Annotated in this window: 21 protein-coding genes; 5 read left to right on the forward strand and 16 right to left on the reverse strand. The window is 52.8% G+C overall.

The features are described 5' to 3' along the window. Positions 1-172 precede the first annotated feature (172 nt). From traA to ACLRDN_RS26275, 7 genes are read right to left on the reverse strand one after another with little or no spacing between them, the layout of a single operon-like run. Positions 173-493: a TraA family conjugative transfer protein gene (traA, locus tag ACLRDN_RS26245; protein ID WP_311434910.1), complete on the reverse strand. Its 321-nt coding sequence runs from the start codon at positions 491-493 to the stop codon at positions 173-175. A 21-nt stretch (positions 494-514) separates the two neighbouring features. Next, positions 515-1,159, reverse strand: a complete 645-nt coding sequence (gene traV / locus ACLRDN_RS26250; protein ID WP_413460801.1) for a type IV conjugative transfer system lipoprotein TraV — start codon at positions 1,157-1,159, stop codon at positions 515-517. A 15-nt stretch (positions 1,160-1,174) separates the two neighbouring features. Further along, positions 1,175-2,395 carry a TrbI/VirB10 family protein gene (locus tag ACLRDN_RS26255; protein WP_413460802.1) on the reverse strand — a complete coding sequence of 407 codons (1,221 nt, stop codon included), beginning with the start codon at positions 2,393-2,395 and terminating at the stop codon, positions 1,175-1,177. After that, positions 2,395-3,348 (reverse strand): type-F conjugative transfer system secretin TraK, encoded by a 954-nt coding sequence (locus ACLRDN_RS26260; protein ID WP_413460803.1) that lies wholly within the window; start codon positions 3,346-3,348, stop codon positions 2,395-2,397. Before ACLRDN_RS26260 ends, ACLRDN_RS26255 begins: the two co-directional genes overlap by 1 nt. After that, the gene (locus ACLRDN_RS26265) at positions 3,345-4,037 is read right to left on the reverse strand and encodes a TraE/TraK family type IV conjugative transfer system protein (protein ID WP_413460804.1); all 693 of its coding nucleotides are present in this window, start codon (positions 4,035-4,037) and stop codon (positions 3,345-3,347) included. The genes ACLRDN_RS26260 and ACLRDN_RS26265 overlap by 4 nt, the downstream gene beginning before the upstream one ends. Before the next feature lie 24 nt (positions 4,038-4,061). Next, positions 4,062-4,346, reverse strand: a complete 285-nt coding sequence (gene traL, locus ACLRDN_RS26270) for a type IV conjugative transfer system protein TraL (protein WP_284076851.1) — start codon at positions 4,344-4,346, stop codon at positions 4,062-4,064. Beyond that, positions 4,343-4,954 (reverse strand): OmpA family protein, encoded by a 612-nt coding sequence (locus ACLRDN_RS26275; protein ID WP_413460805.1) that lies wholly within the window; start codon positions 4,952-4,954, stop codon positions 4,343-4,345. The genes traL and ACLRDN_RS26275 overlap by 4 nt, the downstream gene beginning before the upstream one ends. Positions 4,955-5,155: 201 nt before the next feature. On the opposite strand from ACLRDN_RS26275, the gene ACLRDN_RS26280 reads away from it, so the two are divergent. Genes ACLRDN_RS26280 through ACLRDN_RS26290 form a run of 3 tightly spaced genes read left to right on the forward strand, consistent with a single transcriptional unit; the run spans position 5,156 to position 8,870 of the window. Then, complete coding sequence (locus ACLRDN_RS26280; protein ID WP_413460806.1) at positions 5,156-6,115, forward strand: hypothetical protein; 960 nt, start codon at positions 5,156-5,158, stop codon at positions 6,113-6,115. A 50-nt stretch (positions 6,116-6,165) separates the two neighbouring features. Further along, positions 6,166-7,932 (forward strand): type IV secretory system conjugative DNA transfer family protein, encoded by a 1,767-nt coding sequence (locus ACLRDN_RS26285; protein WP_413460807.1) that lies wholly within the window; start codon positions 6,166-6,168, stop codon positions 7,930-7,932. Between the two features lie 44 nt (positions 7,933-7,976). Continuing rightward, positions 7,977-8,870, forward strand: coding sequence for a hypothetical protein (locus ACLRDN_RS26290; RefSeq protein WP_413460808.1), 894 nt, complete (start codon positions 7,977-7,979; stop codon positions 8,868-8,870). Between the two features lie 167 nt (positions 8,871-9,037). On the opposite strand, the gene ACLRDN_RS26295 is transcribed toward ACLRDN_RS26290, so the two are convergent. Continuing rightward, positions 9,038-9,586 (reverse strand): YcbK family protein, encoded by a 549-nt coding sequence (locus ACLRDN_RS26295; RefSeq protein WP_413460809.1) that lies wholly within the window; start codon positions 9,584-9,586, stop codon positions 9,038-9,040. 65 nt (positions 9,587-9,651) lie between these two features. Further along, on the reverse strand, positions 9,652-10,776 hold the full coding sequence (locus ACLRDN_RS26300) for a toprim domain-containing protein (RefSeq protein WP_413460810.1): 1,125 nt from the start codon (positions 10,774-10,776) through the stop codon (positions 9,652-9,654). A gap of 122 nt (positions 10,777-10,898) precedes the next feature. Between ACLRDN_RS26300 and ACLRDN_RS26305 the strand changes: the two genes are divergently transcribed. Together ACLRDN_RS26305 and ACLRDN_RS26310 are read left to right on the forward strand one after the other, a co-directional pair. Continuing rightward, entirely contained in the window at positions 10,899-11,804 is a 906-nt protein-coding gene (locus ACLRDN_RS26305; protein WP_413460811.1) for a recombination-associated protein RdgC, read from the forward strand. Positions 11,805-11,870: 66 nt separating this feature from the next. Beyond that, positions 11,871-12,188: a hypothetical protein gene (locus tag ACLRDN_RS26310; protein ID WP_413460812.1), complete on the forward strand. Its 318-nt coding sequence runs from the start codon at positions 11,871-11,873 to the stop codon at positions 12,186-12,188. 49 nt (positions 12,189-12,237) lie between these two features. Here the strand turns inward: ACLRDN_RS26310 and ACLRDN_RS26315 are convergent, their stop codons facing one another. From ACLRDN_RS26315 to ACLRDN_RS26345, 7 genes are all read right to left on the reverse strand, one after another. Next, a complete protein-coding gene (locus ACLRDN_RS26315; RefSeq protein WP_413460813.1) occupies positions 12,238-13,029 on the reverse strand; it encodes a hypothetical protein in 792 nt (263 codons plus the stop codon). A 27-nt stretch (positions 13,030-13,056) separates the two neighbouring features. Next, on the reverse strand, positions 13,057-13,770 hold the full coding sequence (gene trbC, locus ACLRDN_RS26320) for a type-F conjugative transfer system pilin assembly protein TrbC (protein WP_413460814.1): 714 nt from the start codon (positions 13,768-13,770) through the stop codon (positions 13,057-13,059). Next, entirely contained in the window at positions 13,718-14,758 is a 1,041-nt protein-coding gene (locus ACLRDN_RS26325; RefSeq protein ID WP_413460815.1) for a TraU family protein, read from the reverse strand. The genes trbC and ACLRDN_RS26325 overlap by 53 nt, the downstream gene beginning before the upstream one ends. After that, entirely contained in the window at positions 14,755-15,378 is a 624-nt protein-coding gene (gene traW, locus ACLRDN_RS26330; RefSeq protein ID WP_413460816.1) for a type-F conjugative transfer system protein TraW, read from the reverse strand. The genes ACLRDN_RS26325 and traW overlap by 4 nt, the downstream gene beginning before the upstream one ends. 67 nt (positions 15,379-15,445) lie before the next feature. Next, on the reverse strand, positions 15,446-16,171 hold the full coding sequence (locus ACLRDN_RS26335; protein ID WP_413460817.1) for a DsbC family protein: 726 nt from the start codon (positions 16,169-16,171) through the stop codon (positions 15,446-15,448). 150 nt (positions 16,172-16,321) lie between these two features. Next, a complete protein-coding gene (locus ACLRDN_RS26340; RefSeq protein ID WP_413460818.1) occupies positions 16,322-16,747 on the reverse strand; it encodes a hypothetical protein in 426 nt (141 codons plus the stop codon). A 1,507-nt stretch (positions 16,748-18,254) separates the two neighbouring features. Beyond that, on the reverse strand, positions 18,255-18,584 hold the full coding sequence (locus ACLRDN_RS26345; RefSeq protein WP_413460819.1) for a hypothetical protein: 330 nt from the start codon (positions 18,582-18,584) through the stop codon (positions 18,255-18,257). Positions 18,585-18,597: the final 13 nt, after the last annotated feature.

Below are 18,597 nucleotides of genomic sequence, written 5' to 3' on the forward strand. Positions count from 1 at the left end.
TATCATAGGCTTGAACCCAGATTTTCGAGTGAGGCAGGTTTTGACGGGAGGAAGTTAGCCCGCCAGCGGTCGAGGATTGAAGGGTTAAGCCTAACATAGACGCCTTTGAACAAAAATCAGGAAGAGAGCGATGGTGACCCGAAGGTCCCATCGCAACCGAATGGCGCGTCTCTTACAGCGCCGCGGTAAAGATGCCCATCAGGACTGCCGGCCCGATCGAGCATGCCAGCGCAATGCCGATGCCGACGGCGACGCCCATGATGCTTTGCTTGATCATGCCGATGGTCAGACCGATCGCCAGAGCACCGAGCGAGAAGGTCATGCCCAGGGAGCCGGTGAGCCAAGCGATCAGCTTGTCGACGATCTCTTGGAAGGTTGCATCGGTCGCGGCCTGGGCAGAGACTGCGCAGAGGATGACGGCGGCCGTCAGATAGAGAGTGGTGGTAGCGTTGTTCTTCAGTTCGAGCGGCGCTCGCATCAATTTTTTCATCATTGACCTCAGGGTATGTTGTGGTTAATCCAGGTTGATGTCTGCAGGGGATGCAATGCCGGGGATTGCGGTCGGAGATACGTGACCACTCTCTCCGTTTGAAGCCGGCTGCCCTTCCCCACCAGACTTCTTTGGGGCAGACGGCTTATTCGGGGAAGCGGGGGGAGCGTTGGCAGCTACTGCAGCCTCGCGGTGCGGAACGGCCAGGCCCTGACCGGCAAGCTCGGATTTACCAAAGCTCCAACGGCGGGGCTGAATCTCAGTGAAGAGATATGATGGATAGTGCAAGTCGTCCTTGCTGTCGGTCCACGGAGCGATCCAGATACGCATGACTGTGGCGGCGGTCCGGACGGGCTTTCCAACACCCGGTCCGGTGATCCCTGGAAGCCCTGTCGTTCCGACGTCGTCGGCATTTGCTCGATCAGGGCTCGCAACGTTTCCCGCGTTATCCCCGAAGGTGACGCCCTTAACGTGGCTGCCAATCGGCATATCCGATTCGGTCTGAGCGGGAGCGCCCATGGTGGACTTGTAGACCGCCAGTGGAGTTTTGCAGATCACGCCCTGCGGCATGCCGGGGCAACTGAACGAGTCGTTGTCAGCTGTATTCAAGTAGCTAGCGCAACCACTGAGGATCAGGGCTGGAATGAGAAAGACGATTTTGTGTTTCACGGCGACTCCTGTGGTTTATTTGAGCTCGACGCCCTTGGTCAAGACGATTGTTACCTTGCGGCCGGCATCGATTTCGACCACCGGTGTCATTTCCTTAGCCATGTCGAGGAAGAACTTGCTGGCTGAATTTGCAGCGGTGGAGAAGCCCTTGGCGACACCAGTCTCTGCAATCGTGTCCAGTCCTGCCGTTTGCGTCTGGATTGAGCCTGAACCTCCACCGATTTCAAGTCGAGGGATAGCGGTAGGGGTCAGTGCCTGGCTAAAGCCGCTCAGCACGCCCGCGGCAAGCGACTTCGCGATCAGTTGCCCCTGCTTGGAGACTAATCGTCCCCTCATCCCTACGCGCCCGTCTTCGCCCACGATGTAACCGTCAACACGGGACTCAAGAACTTTCCCTCCCTCGGTTACGCATGAAAGCGTCTCAGTACGCAGCTGGGCGCGTTCGCTCGAAAGTACGCCATAGCCTGAGACCAGAGCGAAGCACTCCCGTATGTCGTAACGGTACTTGTTCGGAAGAATTGCCTCGGTCTTGATGCGGAGCATGGCAGGCGTAGGATTCTTTTGTGCGGCGGAGCTCGTTGGCGCATCCATACCGTTCATAAGCATCGCCTCGAAGAAGGACGTGGCCGGGAGATATGGGTTCGGCTTCGCTGCCGCTTTGGCTGGCTCCTTAATTTGGGCTGATGGCGTGCCTGTTACCCGAATACGTGGCGCAGCAGGTTCGGCCGGTTGCTTTTCTCCGGTGCTGTCGGCACCGGGCAACTGCAGCGGGTCATCCAGGTCGGGGGACTTACCCTTCGCTGATGGCGTCGGCTTATCCTCCTTAGCTTTAAGAGCTGCAACCTCCGAGCGCAGATCCATCACCTCTTTAGTCAGATCGGCCGACGCCGAGGATGTCTTGCTGGCCGCAAGTTCCTTGTCTTTCGCTTCCATTGCACTTGCGAAGCTCTTCTGCATGCTCTCGGTCTTGTCCTTCATCGTACCGATGTCAGACTGAAGACGATTGACCATCCCAACCAACTGCTCATTTGTTACATCCTTCGGCTTCGGCAGCAGTAAGCTGTTGGAGGCCGTGGGTGCGTTACGTACGCGCACAGGTTGCTCGCCTGGTCGAATAAAGAACTTGCTGATCAGGAACAGCACTACGAGCAGAAGGCCGATGGCGATCGCCGCCCGGGCGGGGGGCTTCAACGATAGCCATTTTTCTTTCATTTTTTCAGAAATGCCGGCGCTCATCACTCGCTCTCCGTCTTGTCAGAAATCACGTACATCTCGGTTTGTTCGCCTCGCCGTAGCGTCGCAAGTGGAAAGAAGGCGATGGCTCGCACTCCAGCTGTGTAGAAGCTGCCCTCGTCCAGCTCAACGTTATCGGCGGTCGCCTCAAGCTTGTATTTGAAAATATCGTAGGCAGGGCCCGAGTAGCGAGTCATCGGGTAGGCTACAACTTTGCCCATACGTGCAACGGCTTTCGGTAATGCAGCCTCGCTGAAGCCTTCCGGCGACTTGCCCAGTCCTATTTGGCGCAAGTTATAGCGAATCTTGTCGGTGTAGACGTTGCTATCAGGAGCGGACTCACCCTCGCCCGCTTGGGCAGGTAGGCCAGCAGGCTTGTCATAGACAAGGTTGATCACCTGAAGCGGCATGTCGCGTGGGACCAGCGTCAAGGCGATGCTGTCCGTGGGCTTATCACCTTGGATGAACAGGCCAACAGGCTTGCTGGTGTTCATCGTCACGTAGAGCGACTGACCTTTTTGCTCGACACTGAAGTCCTTCGCTTGGCTGTCTAAGGCCACTGGATTTGCGAAGGGCGTAGCGATCCGGTTAGGCAAAGAGCCGGAAACATAAACAACGGAAGATCTGCTGTTGTCTACCCGCACCACTTGTGCTTCGCTGGGCTGCGGCTCGCCAGGCATTGTGCCGATTCCCGGTAACGTCGTTGGTGCGACGCGCGCAGTCTTTTGCTTCTCAAGAGCCTTCAGCTTGCTGCCGGAGTCTTTGTTTTGTTTAGCTTGAATGGATTTTGCATCCAGCCCGGCTAGCGCTGCTTTCAACGCTTCCTGCTCGCGCTGCTTTTGCGTGGCATCAGCGATACTAGCGGCAGCTGTCTTTTGAGCAAATGCGCTTTGTCCCAGTAAAGAACTGGTCAGGGCGATAACAAGCGCCGGAATGTATTTTTTCGGGAGCTTCATTGCTGGGCACCTTCTGTCGTGGTTGGTTCAGTGGGAGTATCGTCCGCCATCTCAGCGGCCCGCTTCAAATCAAGCTTCTTCAGCTCCTGCGCTTTGGTCGGATTCTTTTGGATCCACTCATGCGTATGTGGCTCCGTACCGGAGTAATTAGTGATGGACTTAACCATGGGGAGCCCTTTCTCCATGGTCATTTCCATCTCGATTACTGATGCGTGCGAGTTGCGGCCGTTAGAGTTGGCGGAGACCATCTCACCCACCACGAACACCTTCTTGCTGGTTTTCTCCGAGTAAACCTTATTCGGGGTGAAAGATACCGATCCGCCGTTCTTAACGAACGTTGGATCGGTCGCCAAGCCATACAATTGCTTGCGAATTTGCGTGTACGCTTCCGGGCTAAAATGGGCGGAAAGCCGATCGGCAACGAAGACAGCGTTCTTTGGCGTGATGTTGGCCGTGAGGGTTGCGATATAGAGGCCGAAGCCCTCGAAATACTCCATATCGGCGCTATTCCAGGTAACCTTTACCGGACCACTGAGTGTGAGTGGAACCAATGTTTGACGCTCGTGGTCGGACAGCTTGTCGATTACAAGCAAGAGGAGAGCCACCGCAAGAACCGCTGAAACAAAGCCATTGATGGTCAAAAGCTTGTTAGAGTCTCTCCACGATTTAGCTAAGAGATTCAGACGCATATGGTGAGTGTGCCTATCGATTGGTCAATAAAAGAAATCACGAACGGCCGAATCTTCGTAGTGCTTGTTGATGCTGAAGAGGCCGGCCCAGTAACACAGATGAAGCAGAATGCCGTCGAGTTCGCCGTTCTTGAAGCGTCGGAAGCGTTTGACCCCGTAGTACCCCAAAATCAAGCCAAGCAGCGTGTAATAGCCGCTGAGGACAATTCCTAGGCCAAGGCACGCTGCAAAAACGATGGCCTCATCAAATTCCCAGAAGAACAGTTGAATCTGACTGTCAACGTAGCGTGGGATCTCTACCTCGTTCATTCGGCGGCTCCCGTCAACGTGATCACTACACGCCGATTCAGCGCTGCGCTCGCGTTGGGAATAGGCATGCTTTTCCCCATGGCCACGACCTTCAGCTGCCGCTTTGGGACACCGCTGATAACGAGATAGCGAACGACGGCCTCAGCACGACGTCGCGACAACTTCACGTTGTATTCCGTCGAGCCCACTTCGTCCGAGTGGCCAGTTACGATGATTGGCCCCTTAGCGCTCAGGAAAGTATCGAGCTGGGCATCGATTGGGTCCCAAGAGAATGGGACGACCTTATCAAACGGAAATAGAAGCCCATTTGTTGCATTGACTGCAACTGCGTCGCTTGAAGAAAGGCTTCGGAGCTCGTTGTCGATTCGAGCCTCTTCGCTGGGCAGCATTGCCCGTGGCTTGGCTCGCTCCAAGACGATCCAACTGGTCTTCGAGCGGTCGATAGTTACCGCCCGCGTCTGTGCGCCGACAATGTCCCCCCGTTGCTCTGGAGCGATCACAACCGTGTCCCGCTGAGGGATTATCACCTGATGAAGATCGGCGCCTGTGGCAGCAAAGCTGGCCACGATCAGCGGCGAAATCAACAGAAAAGAAGTTTTTCGATTCATATTGTATTGATTCAACTCTAAAAGAATCATTCACACGTAATAATAACAGGCATGATACAAGTAGAATAGTTTTTATTGGGAAAAACGTAGGTTTATAATTCCGTGTGAATATTGATCCGTGTAGCAGTGAATGTTGGGTTACCTGCCGATGTTGCGCATCTCCTTTGACTAGGAGAAATCCGTAAATATTTGGAGGTGTTTATGAGTAACCCAACTGAGCAGGAGGTGAGCGCAAGTATTCAAGATGCGAGCGCGTACTTTCTTCAGATGAACAAGGACGGCTTACCGGATGGCTGTAACGTGATATGGGAGAAGGTGTTTTTTACGCCACCTGAATTCACTACTGCGTTTACGAGAGGAGGCTTCGACGGCGTTGCTATCGCACCGCAGTTTATGGTGATGAATGCAACGCAGATGTTTGGGCCCATTGGTTTGGGATGGGGCTTCACGGTAGTTGATGACCAGATCATCGATGGCGCCCCCATTGTCTCCCCTGCCGGCGCAGTGATTTGCGTTGAGAAGATCCACCGGGTGAAGGTCAAGCTTTGGTATAACAAAATCGACGGAGGCCAGAAGAGAAGTGGTTTCGTCGAGCAGTTTGGAGCCACAAAGTATGTCTATCGTGACGCGAGCGGTGATGTCACCTCAAATGAAGATGCTTTCAAGTCGAGCGTAACTGATGGGATGACGAAATGCCTTTCGCTCTTGGGGTTTAGCGGAGATGTCTATATGAATCTTCACAAAGACTCGAAGTACCGAGAGTTTCTAAGTAGCCAAGCCGGCCGCGATAAAGTCCAGGCGCTGCCTGCAGGTACGAGGGAACTCCTAGCAAAGACGGCTGGCGGCACGGATCGGCAATCGCAGGGCTCGATTCCTCAAGAACGCCCCGCGGCAACTTATGGAGGCCATACGAAGCCGAAGGTGCCAGAAACGTTTTCGGAGATCGAAGCCGCATTTCGAGCTCGATCGGGGCTTACTCAGACCTGTCTGGATATCCTGACTCGATTCTCGGAAGGTAAGGTTTCGGCAGATCCGGAGAAGGTACGCATGGGAATACTGGCAGAAAAGAACATCACGGATTTCGAGAGGAGCTACCTACTAGCTCGACCAGAAATCAGTAATACGTCTAACGCTTCTGCTGGAAGAGCTCAGTTACTGTAGTACACCCTCGGACGCATTGCGTCCGGGGATTTTTTTTAGGAATGTCCACTATGGGTCTTGAAAGTATTTACGGCACTAAGCTTGGTGGGTTCACCGATACCGTTGCGCTTGGCGCGGTCGGTGCGAGCGCCCTGCTCACATCTCCCTTCTTCGCTCAAGTGCCAATTGCAGCATCGCTCGGACTGGGCTTTGCCGGCGCTGGATATTTAGCAAACCGGACCTTCAGCTATATGAAGGAGAAGCACTTGCTTGATTCGAAGATATCGATTGAGTCAGCAGCAAGTCTTACCCGCCCTGACGGTCTGCTGATTGGGTTTACGACCGATACGGGACAACCAGTCTATATACCCGACGAGGACCTGATGCGGCACGGCTTTATCGGTGGACAGAGCGGTGTAGGAAAAACCGTTCTTGGGAAGCTGCTGATGTTTCAGCAAATCCAGCGGGGCGGTGGTTTGGCATTTATCGACGGTAAGCTCAATTCCGAAGATATCGAAACCATCTATCAGTATTGTTGTTGGTGCGGACGCAAACAGGATTTTCTTGTGCTAAATCCTGGGAACCCGGAGATGAGCAACACATGGAATCCCATTATCCGGGGTGATCCGGATGAAGTGTCTGCGCGAACATTATCGCTGATACCTAGCACCAACAACAGCCCTGGTGCTGACCACTATCGTTCCTCCGGTAATCAGGGGATTGCAACGCTTGTCGCAGCGCTCCAGGCCGCCGGCTTAGCGTACAATTTTATCGATCTCACCGTCTTATTGATGAACTCGAAGGCGATTGAGGATTTGGAGCAAAGGCTTAAGCGTGATAAGCCGAATCATCCTGCAACTAAAGCGTTTTCTCTCTTCTTAGAGCAATACCGTGGTGGTAACAAGCCCGAGCTGGCTCATATGGTCGACACCAAGAAAATGCGCGATACATTCGGCGGGCTCGGTGGCCGGATGTATATGTTCGGGACGGGCGATTTTGGCCGTGTTCTCAATAGCTACACCCCCGATATCGATCTTTTCGAAGCGATCAAGGGCAACAAGATCATTTACGTTGCACTTCCGACGATGGGCAAAAAGGAAGCCGCGTCAGCGTTAGCGAAAATGTTCCTAGGCGATTTACGCACTGCAATCTCTTGGGTTCAGGCGCTTCCCGAAGGTCAAAGGCCGAACCCTGCTTTCTTTGTCTTTATGGACGAAGTGGGCTCGTACGCTACCGACGCACTCAGTTCGCCATTCGAACAAGCGCGCAGTGCCCAGATCGCGCTTTGGCCAGCTTGCCAGACGTTGGCGAACCTTGAGAACGTTTCTCCAGAGTTCAAGGAGATGGTCCTAGGCAATACATGGTTCAAAATCATCTTCAAGATAGGTACACAAAAAACGGCGGCCGAATTTTCGGAGCTTATTGGCATGCAGAAAACCATCGCCCGCTCACTGAGTAAGACATACAACGAGAGCACAAACACCCAGACATTGAACCTCTCTCCTGAAGGAGGAGCTGGTTCGGGCGCCGGCATGTCAGTTGGTGAGCGAGAGGAAGAAAGCTTCCGCGTTTCGCCGGATGAGCTAAAGGCCCTTTCCAAGGGTGAATGTATTGTCCTCTACGGAGGCGACGAGATATACAACGTTCGAGTGCCGATGATTCGGATGAGTCGGAAACTAACGAAGGAGATTGGCCCTGTTCAATTGAACCATTTCAAACGGACAAGTGTTGCGGGTGCGGACTTCTTCAAAAATAGCGACCAGTACCTCGGAGCAAACTTTGTAGAAAGTGCAAAGAAGAATTCAGGCAAGCGCCAACCAGAACTGGCGAACGAATAACGGCATGTAAATGACATGATGTCATGTGTGAAAGGGAATAAATAGTGAACTCATCTTTGAATCAAGGGGGCATGGAAATCAATGGACACGGATCTGACGTTCTTTCTGGTGATCGGGCTGCTGGTGCTGCTACTGCTCGTGTCCGTGAGTGGATTGAGGGACTTGGTGGTTCCGATTTTTTCGGGAGCCTTGGGGCCTTTGATGACGGCGGCGGTGAGTATGGCAGCGAAATGGAGTCTGTGGATGATCAAGAAGCTGGTGAACTCACATACGACCCTGATCAAGAACGTGCTCTCGCCGCGCTCGAAGATCTATCCAACCTTGGAAGAAAAAAAACAAAACGGGAAGAAAGGCTGAGGGCGCTGACAGAGGAGGATTTCGAGACTCCGCAAGAAAAGCTTTGTTTTCGCGCGATTCGCGAGAATGTGCTGGCAATCATTGATACAAAAAAGCCCCAAATTGCGTTGAAAGCCGCAGAGTGGATATTCAAAAAGGATACCAGCCCGATCAATTTTGACACCATATGTCAAGTTTTGACCGCAAGGCCCGATGTGGTGCGCCTTCGAATTCAATACGAGCTGTGGCGCAGGGCAATTGCATATTCAGAACCATTTCCATTCGCGGTCACGCCTTTGCCGGAAGTTATTGAGGGTGAGATTTTCATGATTGGCGACTCTGACGCCATCCAGCTTGCAAAGTGTGTCTGGCGGCAGCCAGGTATCCGGCACGCTGATTTAATGTCGACCTTAGGCGCAAGTGATAAGAAGATTGACTCCTACACGGAGATTCTGCAAAGGCTTTCGGCTCGGTACCTGCTATCGCAGTATCTCGATCGGTGGTACGTCACGGGCAAGAATCCCTATCAGCGGTTGCTGGACACGAGAAACGCCGCCTACAGATTAGGGATGAGCCAAGTATCCTGGTCGGAAATGTTTTAGTGCTGAACGCGGTCGTGTGCAACCCCACGCACCATAAGCGAAAAAAAGCCAGCTGCGATTGATCGCAGCTGGCAGAACGGTAACTCAGGTGTAAGGGGATGATGAGTTACCGAGGGGGAAATAGTGAGTGCTTACGGCATGTCGGATATCTTCGGTTCAGATGGTAGTTAACCAGTCCAACTGCGCACTGGCCCAATGTCGGCATGTACGCTCTTCTTATTAGGGTACACCCCTACCCCACCGGCATGAAGCGTCTTGAGTAAAGTTCCCATTGCTTCTGCTGGAACTCCGTCCAGCCCATAGTCTACAGCTTCACTTCGCAAGTGCCGCGAGTTCTCTTTGCCGTTCACACGTGCGTTCGTCTCCACTGTGCGATGGCCGGAAAAGAGAAGTATTGGTCGATAGTAACCTTTGCCTCGGAAATAACCTTGGGAAGCATAAAGGATATCGAATAGACGCTTGTTCATGGCACCCGAGACTCCCTCGTTGACGTCTCGCATAATCCAGTTCAACTGATCGCAGGCGCCAGGAAGATAGACACCGTTAGCCCAGTAGGTCAGTTTGATCTCTTCGTGCACGTCAGCTTTGATATGCGACGATATCCAAAGCTCCCGAGGACGTTCCCAGAAATTCGGTCCAGCACCGAATGCGATGTTGGGCAAAGCCGATGCGATGCACAGGGCTCCGGCTCCAGTGATAAATTCACGACGGTTCATATTAGGATTGAACGGGTTTGTACAAAAAAGTGACCCAGTGCAAGTGCACTGGGTCTTGTCGTTGCTTACGCAAAGACAGGGTTAGGCTTAACAAGACCGAGACGTACCTGGAGTTCGTGGTTGAGGTCCTCGCAACCGGGCTTGTGGATGTAGTTGGCAATCGGACCGCCAATTTTCCTGGTGAGCGCCAGCCCTAAATCTTGAAACGCTCGCTTTCCAGCGGAGTCCGGATCTAGGGCAGTCATAACATCGGCGCCAGCCTGGAAGTCGGAAAACCACTCCTCATCCCATACTTCGCAGCCTGGTAGCGCGATTACCGTCCTACGAGTCCCCATCACAACTGCGGCCATTGCATCAAACAGTCCTTCAGTCAAAAGGTACCGACCGCTTTCCCCTGACCAAATCCAAGGCGACTTCCCACCGTAGCGAATGCACTTCTGCTCCTCGGGCCTAGGTGCTCGAAGAAGTCGAAGTTCGATGGAACGCCGATTGCTGGAAACGAGCAGTAACGGACGAAATGCAAGCGCGGGTGCCCCAGCTTCTTTGCGCCACATTCCGGCTTTTTCCAGCAGAGGACGGCCAACGTGCTTAAGTAAAAACGCTTTTGCATCGTTGGGGCGGCTAGGCATAGATGCAACGAGACCCTTCGCTCTAGCTTCGAGCGAAAATTCCCGATGGAAGCCACGCCCGGCTAAGTAGTTCAGTACATCCTCGCTAAGTCCCTGAGAGTTTTTCAGCAGTAAGTCGATTACCTCTGCGATTGCATCGGCATCGCGCTCAACAGCTGGCGGACGCAATGGCCTGACAAACTCTCGGCGTTCACTGAGATCCGCTCCGGTTAGCTCCCGGATGGCAACAGGCAGCGAGGCGTTGAAATAGAACTGCGCCGCCGTAATAACGTCACCGTGTTCGCGACATGCGAAACAGTTCCAGCTGTCGTCCTTTACCTGGCACTTGCCCGAATCCGAGGAGGAGGCTCCGCAGTTAGGGCATACGGAGTACCGTAATGCTCCTGGAAATGGCTTCGCCTGCCCTCCCAGGAAATGCTCAAAGAAAAGCTCAATAGGAAAATCAGCCTTTACTGCGTCAAGGTCGTAGATCTGCTTACCGTCTTTCCCTTCCTTCACATAGCGTGCATTCATATTTAAACCTCCGAGAAAATTATCTGAATACTCAGTAATGTGAAACATTGATCTCTAAGGTCTAAAGGATTTTGAAAATTTCCCAACATCTATGAATAATTGATGCAAAATGCGTTAAACCAATGCAATCTGTATTATGCAGCCATGTCACGATATTTGGTAGGAGAAACATGTTTAGTAACCTTTTTGCATTCCGTTTGACGAAGGCGTGGAGCTTAACTCCAGCTATGCTCGACGGAATTATTGCTAAAAATGAATTCGTCCCTTGTCAGCCGCGGGAAGCGAAGTCGATCGGCTGGACGAGCGTCTACGAGGACGGCCCCAAACACATCTCTACCGAACGTTGCACTCTGCTAGCAGTGAAGATAGAGACAAAGACCGTTCCGGGAGACGTTTTGAAGCGCAGAGTAAAGAAGATGGTCCAGAGCTTCGAAAAAGAAAAGGGATACAAGCCTGGACGAAAGGAGCAAAAGATGATGAAGGAGGAGGCATATGATCAGCTGCTGCCTAAGGTGCTGGAAAAACAGTCGCTCGTCCGTCTCATCATTGACCAGAAAGACGGCTGGATCACAGTTGACACATCCAGCGCCCCCAAATGCGACGATGTCATTGGGTTTCTCCTGCGTGCGGTCGATGGGATACCACTTGCAAGTGTTAAGTCAAATAGGAACCCAGCAGAGGCTATGGCCGAATGGCTGACGACCGGGGATGCCCCCGATGATTTTTCTATTGACCGAGACTGCGAACTGAAGGGCACTGAAGAAGAAAAGCCTATGGTTAGGTACGCGAGGCTCTCGCTTGAGCGCGAGGAAATCGCGCAGCACATCGGTGAAGGCAAGCGTCCGACACGACTGGCCATGACGTACAAGGACAGACTCAGTTTTGTGTTGACAGACAAATTTCAAATAAAGAAGCTGGAGCTCCTTGACGCTGGCACGGAGGAGAAGCCAAGGTCTGACGAAGAAATGGAGACTGTGGCTCAATCGAATCTGACAATACTGAGCCGAGAGCTCAGACGTTTCCTACCGGCCCTGCTTGATGGCCTAGGTGGCGAAGGGGATTACTCATCGATCTGAACGACTGCGTACTTACCCATGTGAAGCATCTCCTTGTTGCAAACTTAACCTCTGAGGAGAACTTCTATGAAAAGCATCGCAACTAATTTGATGACCGAATTCCAAGTCGTCGTTTACATGATGAAAGCCGTCTTTAACTGGATCTTTCTGTCGGAGCACTGCGCGATGTATCGCCCGACACCCGACGGAAACGTAACTGTGGTGTTCACAGCAACGCCAAGCTATGCTGCTGGTTTCTACCGCGTCAAGACGGCCACAGTTCTTAAGCGACATTCGGGCGAAGTCGTTGAGACCGTAGAGTTCCAGCGGATGACAACTGCAGAGTGGGTAGCGATTAAGCGGAAAGCGCAGAACACAGGAAATAACCTGTCGGTGCTGGACTAAAAAAAAGCGGGCATTCATTGAATGCCCGCTTGTTTTTTTTGCGGAGTGATTAGAGTTGACCACTACACGTTGGACGACTGCCTCGCCCGATCTTTACCTGGATCGCTTCTTTCGACACAGCGTCGATATGGACGTTGACGCCGGCAAGATTGACGTCCTTGATGTCAGCCGACAGCACACGGTCTCGTTGTGCGATAACGTCTCCGGAGGGAGCTACGCGCAGTAGCTTCATGTTGATCACCCCGTCACCGCTACCTTGATAAACGGCAGTGATTGTGCACGCCGCGGCTCCAGCACGTTCCTTGTTGCTGACGACAATCATACCGTTGCTGATGCTCGTCAGGGGTTCACGGACCGAGAACAGATTCCAACGCTCCCGTTCCGTAGAGTTGGGGGAGAACGTATGGTCAATCACGTTGCCGTCAGCTGAGATAGCAACAAACCGAGACTTCCGCATGAAGGTGCTCTTGGAGGCGTCGGTAGGCACCAAGTAGAAGGTGCTTCCCTGGCCGTCGAGGAAGCGTGCAGCTGGCTTGATGCGCTCACTTGGGGTGATGGTCAGCTCTGTCCCGTCGCCGACAATCGTGAGTGGACTCGTGACCTCGATCGTCGTCTCCGTTGTATAAGTCACCACATTGCCGGAAAAGAGCTTGTCACCAGATCGTACAGCGCGACTTTCGCCCTCGCCCACGCCATCCAACTTGGTCGTCTTTGCGTCGTTTGTGAACAGCTGTGATTGGTTTATCGGCTCCTTCGAGATTGGTGGAACAAGTACCGCCGGTCCGGCCATAGCGCTGCCTGCGAACATGCTGGCGAACAATGTGAGGAAAATGGACTTCATTTATAGAGACCTTTCTTTGCGATGCGATTAGCGCAGGCGATGTTCATTTTTCTTACGGTAAGCGTCGAGTCGCGCTGCCGCCAATTTTGCGATTTCCGGCTGACCCCGACGTCGTATTGTATCAAGTGCCAGCTCCAAGGACATATCGCCGGTGATCGACGTGTAGCTCGCTTCAGGCGAACAACCGTCTTCAAGGACTGATTCTGCATCGGCGGAAGCGACCACAAATGCTGGCACGCTCTCAACCTTAAAGGCCTTGAACAGTTCCGGATGGATCTCCCATTCCACCCGGCCTTTGTTTGCCATCAATGCCGCACGTTTAGTGGCAAGCAGCGAGCCATCCTTGAAGCCTCGGATAACCATCACTGCGCCAAATTCCTTCGCTTGGCGGGAGAGTTCTGCAAGAACGTCATTAGGCATGGAGAAAGATACGAAGATGATCAAATCATTCGTGCCTGGCTTTCCAACTTTGCCGTTTTTAGCCTGATTATATTGACTGATCACCTCGTCCAGTGATTGTTTCCTTGCTGGAGAAGGTGCTCCGACCTGAGGCACTTTCGCCACAAAGCCGCCCGGAGCCTTTCCAGGAGTATTCGAAAGGGCCGAGTTAGCCCCTTCTTTATATTTCGACATTTGCGCCTGGATCTCAGCCTGGGTTGGCAGTTTCAGATCTTGAGCGTACAAGCAGTTACTGGCCAGGAGCAGCGCCACTGCAGCAGTCACGTTTGCGGAAAATTGCATATCCAAAGTCTCTCCAGCCAGGTAAAGGTAATTCTGTGTTCGTTTCGGTCAAAATGGTTGAGCGGCCAATGGGGTCGCAACATCGCCCGTTGATCTTTGATGTCTGCGGCGTCGGGTACAGACGCGTCAGTTTGTACTGTCGCTTATCCATAATGATTTGTGGATAGTAAGAGCAGAGCGCGTCACTCCCAAAGGATGCCCACTGCGTGCCAGCCGCATGCAGTTTTGCGAGCACTCGAACAGTCTGAAGTCTCGCTGCAGACTCCATGCTCTTGTGGGAGGCGTTGTTGCCTGTAAGCGGATACATTTGGCCATAAGAACCAGCCGCCCAGAAGATTTCCGACAAGGGGAAGCCTACCGTAGCAGCTACTGCATCAGCCGACATCGCGCCAATCGCCACCATGCTGCCAAATGGAAATGCATAGGGCGTTAAGATGCCCGCAAGTTCGTCGTCGTTGTGAGTTGGGTCGGCAAAAGAAACCCAGGGGATATCGATACCGCGTTGGTCCAGGCAAGTGTCATCGAGAATCGCCCCCATCACATATAAAGCAGGGTTGATGTACAGATTCACCTGTAAGAAGGAAGTCTTGTTGGCGCTGATGCGATCGGTCTCTTTTACGCGCTGGTCGCCAAATGCGTTTGAGTTAATTCCAACGTTGACGCGAACCCCACCCAAAAGAGGAAAGCAGCCAGGAACGGACGTAACATCGGTCATCATATCCATTTCCCAGAACGAAGTCGGGATGCCCACCTTAGGGGGATTGTCGCAGAAGCAGAAGGGATCATTGCTTCCCGAGTCAAAGTCTTCCTGGCCCATGGAGAGCAACGTAGTCCCGCCAAAGAGCTTGATCGGCATCACGCACGACCAGCAGACGTCTGTGATGAGGTTGGGGAAGTTCCCAGTGCAAATGCCATCGTCAGCGTTCGCGCTGTTTGCCGCACTGAGCAATCCCGCAAGGACCGCGAGGATGTATAGGATTTTTTTCATGGGGCGAACTCCTCCACTTGCAGTGCCTTCCCTTGTTGAGAAATCACTGCTGGCACGTGTTTAAGGCCAAAGTGCTTCACCAGAATGCCCTGCTGATCAAAATATACTTGGCGCTTCCATTCGCGGTTGAGTTTCAGGAAAGAGCCGGCGACCAGAATGATTTTGTCCTGCGGATTCGCATCAGAGCGCTGCTTGGCGTAACGGACCTGCTTCGGATCCCGACCGTCAATGAAAACAAGTGCTTTTGAAAGCCGTACGTAGTCGAGCGGATTAATCTTGGTTCCGGACGGGACAATGATATTGCCCAGATGATCCTTCACCGTGTCTGAATAGGTGTAGGTGGGATCGTAGGTCCAGACCTTGCGTTCAGTGGCTGTGGTAATGCCGGCGACGGGCGGGGGATTTTCGAGGTTCGCCAGCTGTCGTGAGCGATAGTCTTCCCAGAACTTCTTCAGTTGACCGCGCTTTTCCATACGACCCAGTCGCTCTTTGATCATATCGACGGCATCTTGCTCTTGTATGGCCCAGGTGTTGCCATACTGACCGAGTTCCTCCGCCGCAACCACGCGAGCGAAAAGCCCGAGTAGGCACAATGCGAGGATTGAGATTCTGGCTGTCATCAGTATTCCCGGTTAGGTAAAGAAAACGGCCTGCGAGAATGCAGGCCGATACTGGTAATGCTGGAGGTCAGTTGATTTTCTGACCGTTCAAAAACGCTTCCAGCTTATCCAGCGGAACCGCACCAGGAAGGGACCGGCCGTCTTCGCTGAACATTGCTGGGGTACCACGGACGCCAATGCTATCGCCGAGTGCGATCGTCGTGGCAACGGGGTTGTCGCATTTGGCGTTCATCGGTGGCAATGCACCGGTGGTCATGAACTTGTCCCACGCTTCGGCGCGGACATTTTCAGGCAAGCACCAGAATGCCTCGGCCTTGGCGCGAGCTTGTGGATGCAGTTGGTCGATCGGGAACATGAAGGTGTAGATCGTCACGTCATCGAGTTTCGGAAGCGTAACGTTTTCGAGCTGCTTGCAGTACGGGCAGTCCGGATCGGTGAACAGATACAGTTTCCGCGTCCCCTTCCCTTTCACGCGAACGATCGCGTCCTTGAGAGGGAACTTGCTGACGTCGATCTTGGACAGGGCTTCACGTTTTGGCGCCGTCAGATCTTGTCGCGTATCCATGTCGTAGAGGCTGCCGAACATGAAGTATCGGCCTTCCTTGTCGGTGTAGGCGATGTTCTTACCCATGGTGAACTCGTACAGTCCCGGAAGTGCTGCTGGCTCAACCGAGTTGAACGTTGTGTTCGGATACTTCTTCTTCAGATTTGCCAAAACCTGTTCGGTCTCGGGGCTCGCCCACGCGCAAAGCGTGATCAGGCAGAGCAAGGCGAATGCTGCGATCTTCTTCATGTGATCCTCGAAATGTTTTGTCAGGAAAGAGAATTCACTCTCTTCAGAGAAATAATAACACGGATCAATAAAACAAATGCAAATTGTGTTGAATCGATGCAAAAAGGTTAAACGCCGCCTGCATTTTGCAGGCGGCGTCTTGGTGTTTACTTAGGATAGCAGTCCATCGGTGCCGGTTGTGGCTTGTTTCACGCCTTCATAGCCGTGAAGCGCCATCTGCTGTAAGAAGGTTGCAGCTCCAACCAGATCTTCGGAAAGCACTAGGTCAGCGAAAGCGTCGATCGCCTCTAAATAATGCTCCGACATCTCCGGAGCAAGCTGGTAGTGGTGCTCGAACGAACAAGCGAATTCGAAGAGCACCAAAAACAGTCTGCGGGAATCGTCCATCAACGTGGGTTGCGACTCGGCCCGCCTGCCGGCAGCGAAGGCGAGATCGAAAACGACTTCAGCGACGCTCTTGATTTTACTATCGCCGTGCTGATGTCGTACTAAGCTTTTTGGTTCATATTGTGCCACTTCCTGATCGCGAAGCGGGAGATGCGTAGGGGTTTGCTGTTGGGAATTCAAGGGTTCCATGAAGTTTCTCCATAAAGGTTAGGAATAGCGCAAGGGCATTAGCAGTGCCACGTGAGATGAGCAACAACTGGGCATACGCACAGATGTTTTTCATCTCTTTTGGTTAAGAACTCTCAATCTTGGAAGCGCGATGAAAATCAAACGCATTTTGCTGGCAGCCTTTTTGGTGGTCCCAGGCTCTATGGCAGTCTTACTTCTCCTTTGCCTCAATAAGCAGTGCAGGAAACAGCTTAACGACGTTATCGACCTCCATGGAATGACTTCCAGAGGTAAAAACTTGGCTTTGTGCGCCAAGAATTTCGCGCTAAGCCGACTGCGCTAACCCACCGGCTTCCCCCAGTTTGGGGGAAGTTTTTTTTTCGTGGAGAGCTTTCTAAACGCTTGCCAAACGCGCGAAAGCCTTGCAAAATTGTCTCGAAGTTTGAACTTCATTCTCCTTTAAATCGTTTGCGTCGGAAAGCCCAGGGGTCCCCCTGGGCAATTCGGCAAGGTAAAAGTGGAATCCGCGACCAAGCAGCCCGAGTTACTTTAGTGACTTGGGCTTTTTGGTTTCTGTGGTACCAGTTTTTATTGGCAGCATATGAGAGTTGAATTGTTATTCGCGCATATAGCGGCGTGAATGTGCGGATGCGACTGGTCTGCTCGGCCGTCTTTTTTATGCAGAGATTTCTAAACGCTTGCCAAATGTGCGAAAGCCTTGCAGAATGACTTTGAAGTTTTGACTTCATTTTCCTTTAGATGTTGACTATGCGTCGGAGAGCCCAGGGATCCCCCCATGGGCAATTCGGCAAGGTAAAAGTAGAATCCGCGACCAAGCAGCCCGAGTTACTTCAGTGACTTGGGTTTTTTGGTTTCTGGGGTACCAGTTTTTATTGGCGGTAAATCTGTTGCTGTGGCACGTTCGACAATTGGAGGGCGGCAGGCCGGGGAGGACCAGATTTTAGGAAGTTGCTTGCCGAACAGGTCGATCTACTGAGACAAACCCAAGCGGAGTTGAGGGAAACCGAGCGGCAGCTACTTCAAAATTTTGGATCTACCGTTTCTGCTGGTAGTTGTGAGTGCCTGGATTCTGCTTGGTCACTGGAGGACCTGGCTGACTGGTGTGCCACCCTACGACAGGCCAGAACACGTTGTCACTACACTGGAATTGCTTGCTGGGCCATATAGTCGCTTGCGGCTAGGTGACATATCGAATAAAGAATGGGAGGAAATCCTCCTGTCGACAGGACTCCGACTAGAGGGCTCTGTCGCACCATCAATAGCCGGCGAGCATCACGAAAAATATTTTTGCTGCTGGGCTGGGAGAAAATACGTCTTGGGTCTCCATTTGTTACCTGGAGGCGGGCGTGACCCGCGTACGTGCTTGCGTATCTGTTTTTCTTGGGAGTCGATTAGTCAGATGGTAATCGCAGCGCACATGACTTCACACCTACCGAATTCTCTCACGTGAGGCTCTCAGGAAAGTGTGCTGGCGGTTCGCATAAGCCAACCGCCAGCGAGATAGGGATCAGGGCAATACGGCCGCAAGGTCCGTCGAAGCACGATTGATAGCGCTCCACACATCGTCCTTCACCATATTCGGGTTGCCGGCTGGTAGCATCGACGCTAGAACCGCCCTGGCTGCTGCATTCGATATCGCCGCATTATCAATCTTCGCCGGGTCGACCGTAGATGGGGTTGTGTTGCGCAGGGCCGCCGCTAGTGCTCCTACCTTGTCGCCAAGCGTCTGAAGTTTTTTCTGATCGCCGCTGTCTAGCGGCGGCTTAGGTGCCCATGAGTGCGCGGTAATGTCACTGGCGAGTCTGCAGGATTCAAGGTGAAACTGGTCTTTGTTCATGATTCAGCCTCCT

Origin of the sequence: Herbaspirillum huttiense (assembly GCF_047300815.1) — a bacterium.
GTDB classification, from domain to species: Bacteria; Pseudomonadota; Gammaproteobacteria; order Burkholderiales; family Burkholderiaceae_D; genus Herbaspirillum; species Herbaspirillum huttiense_A.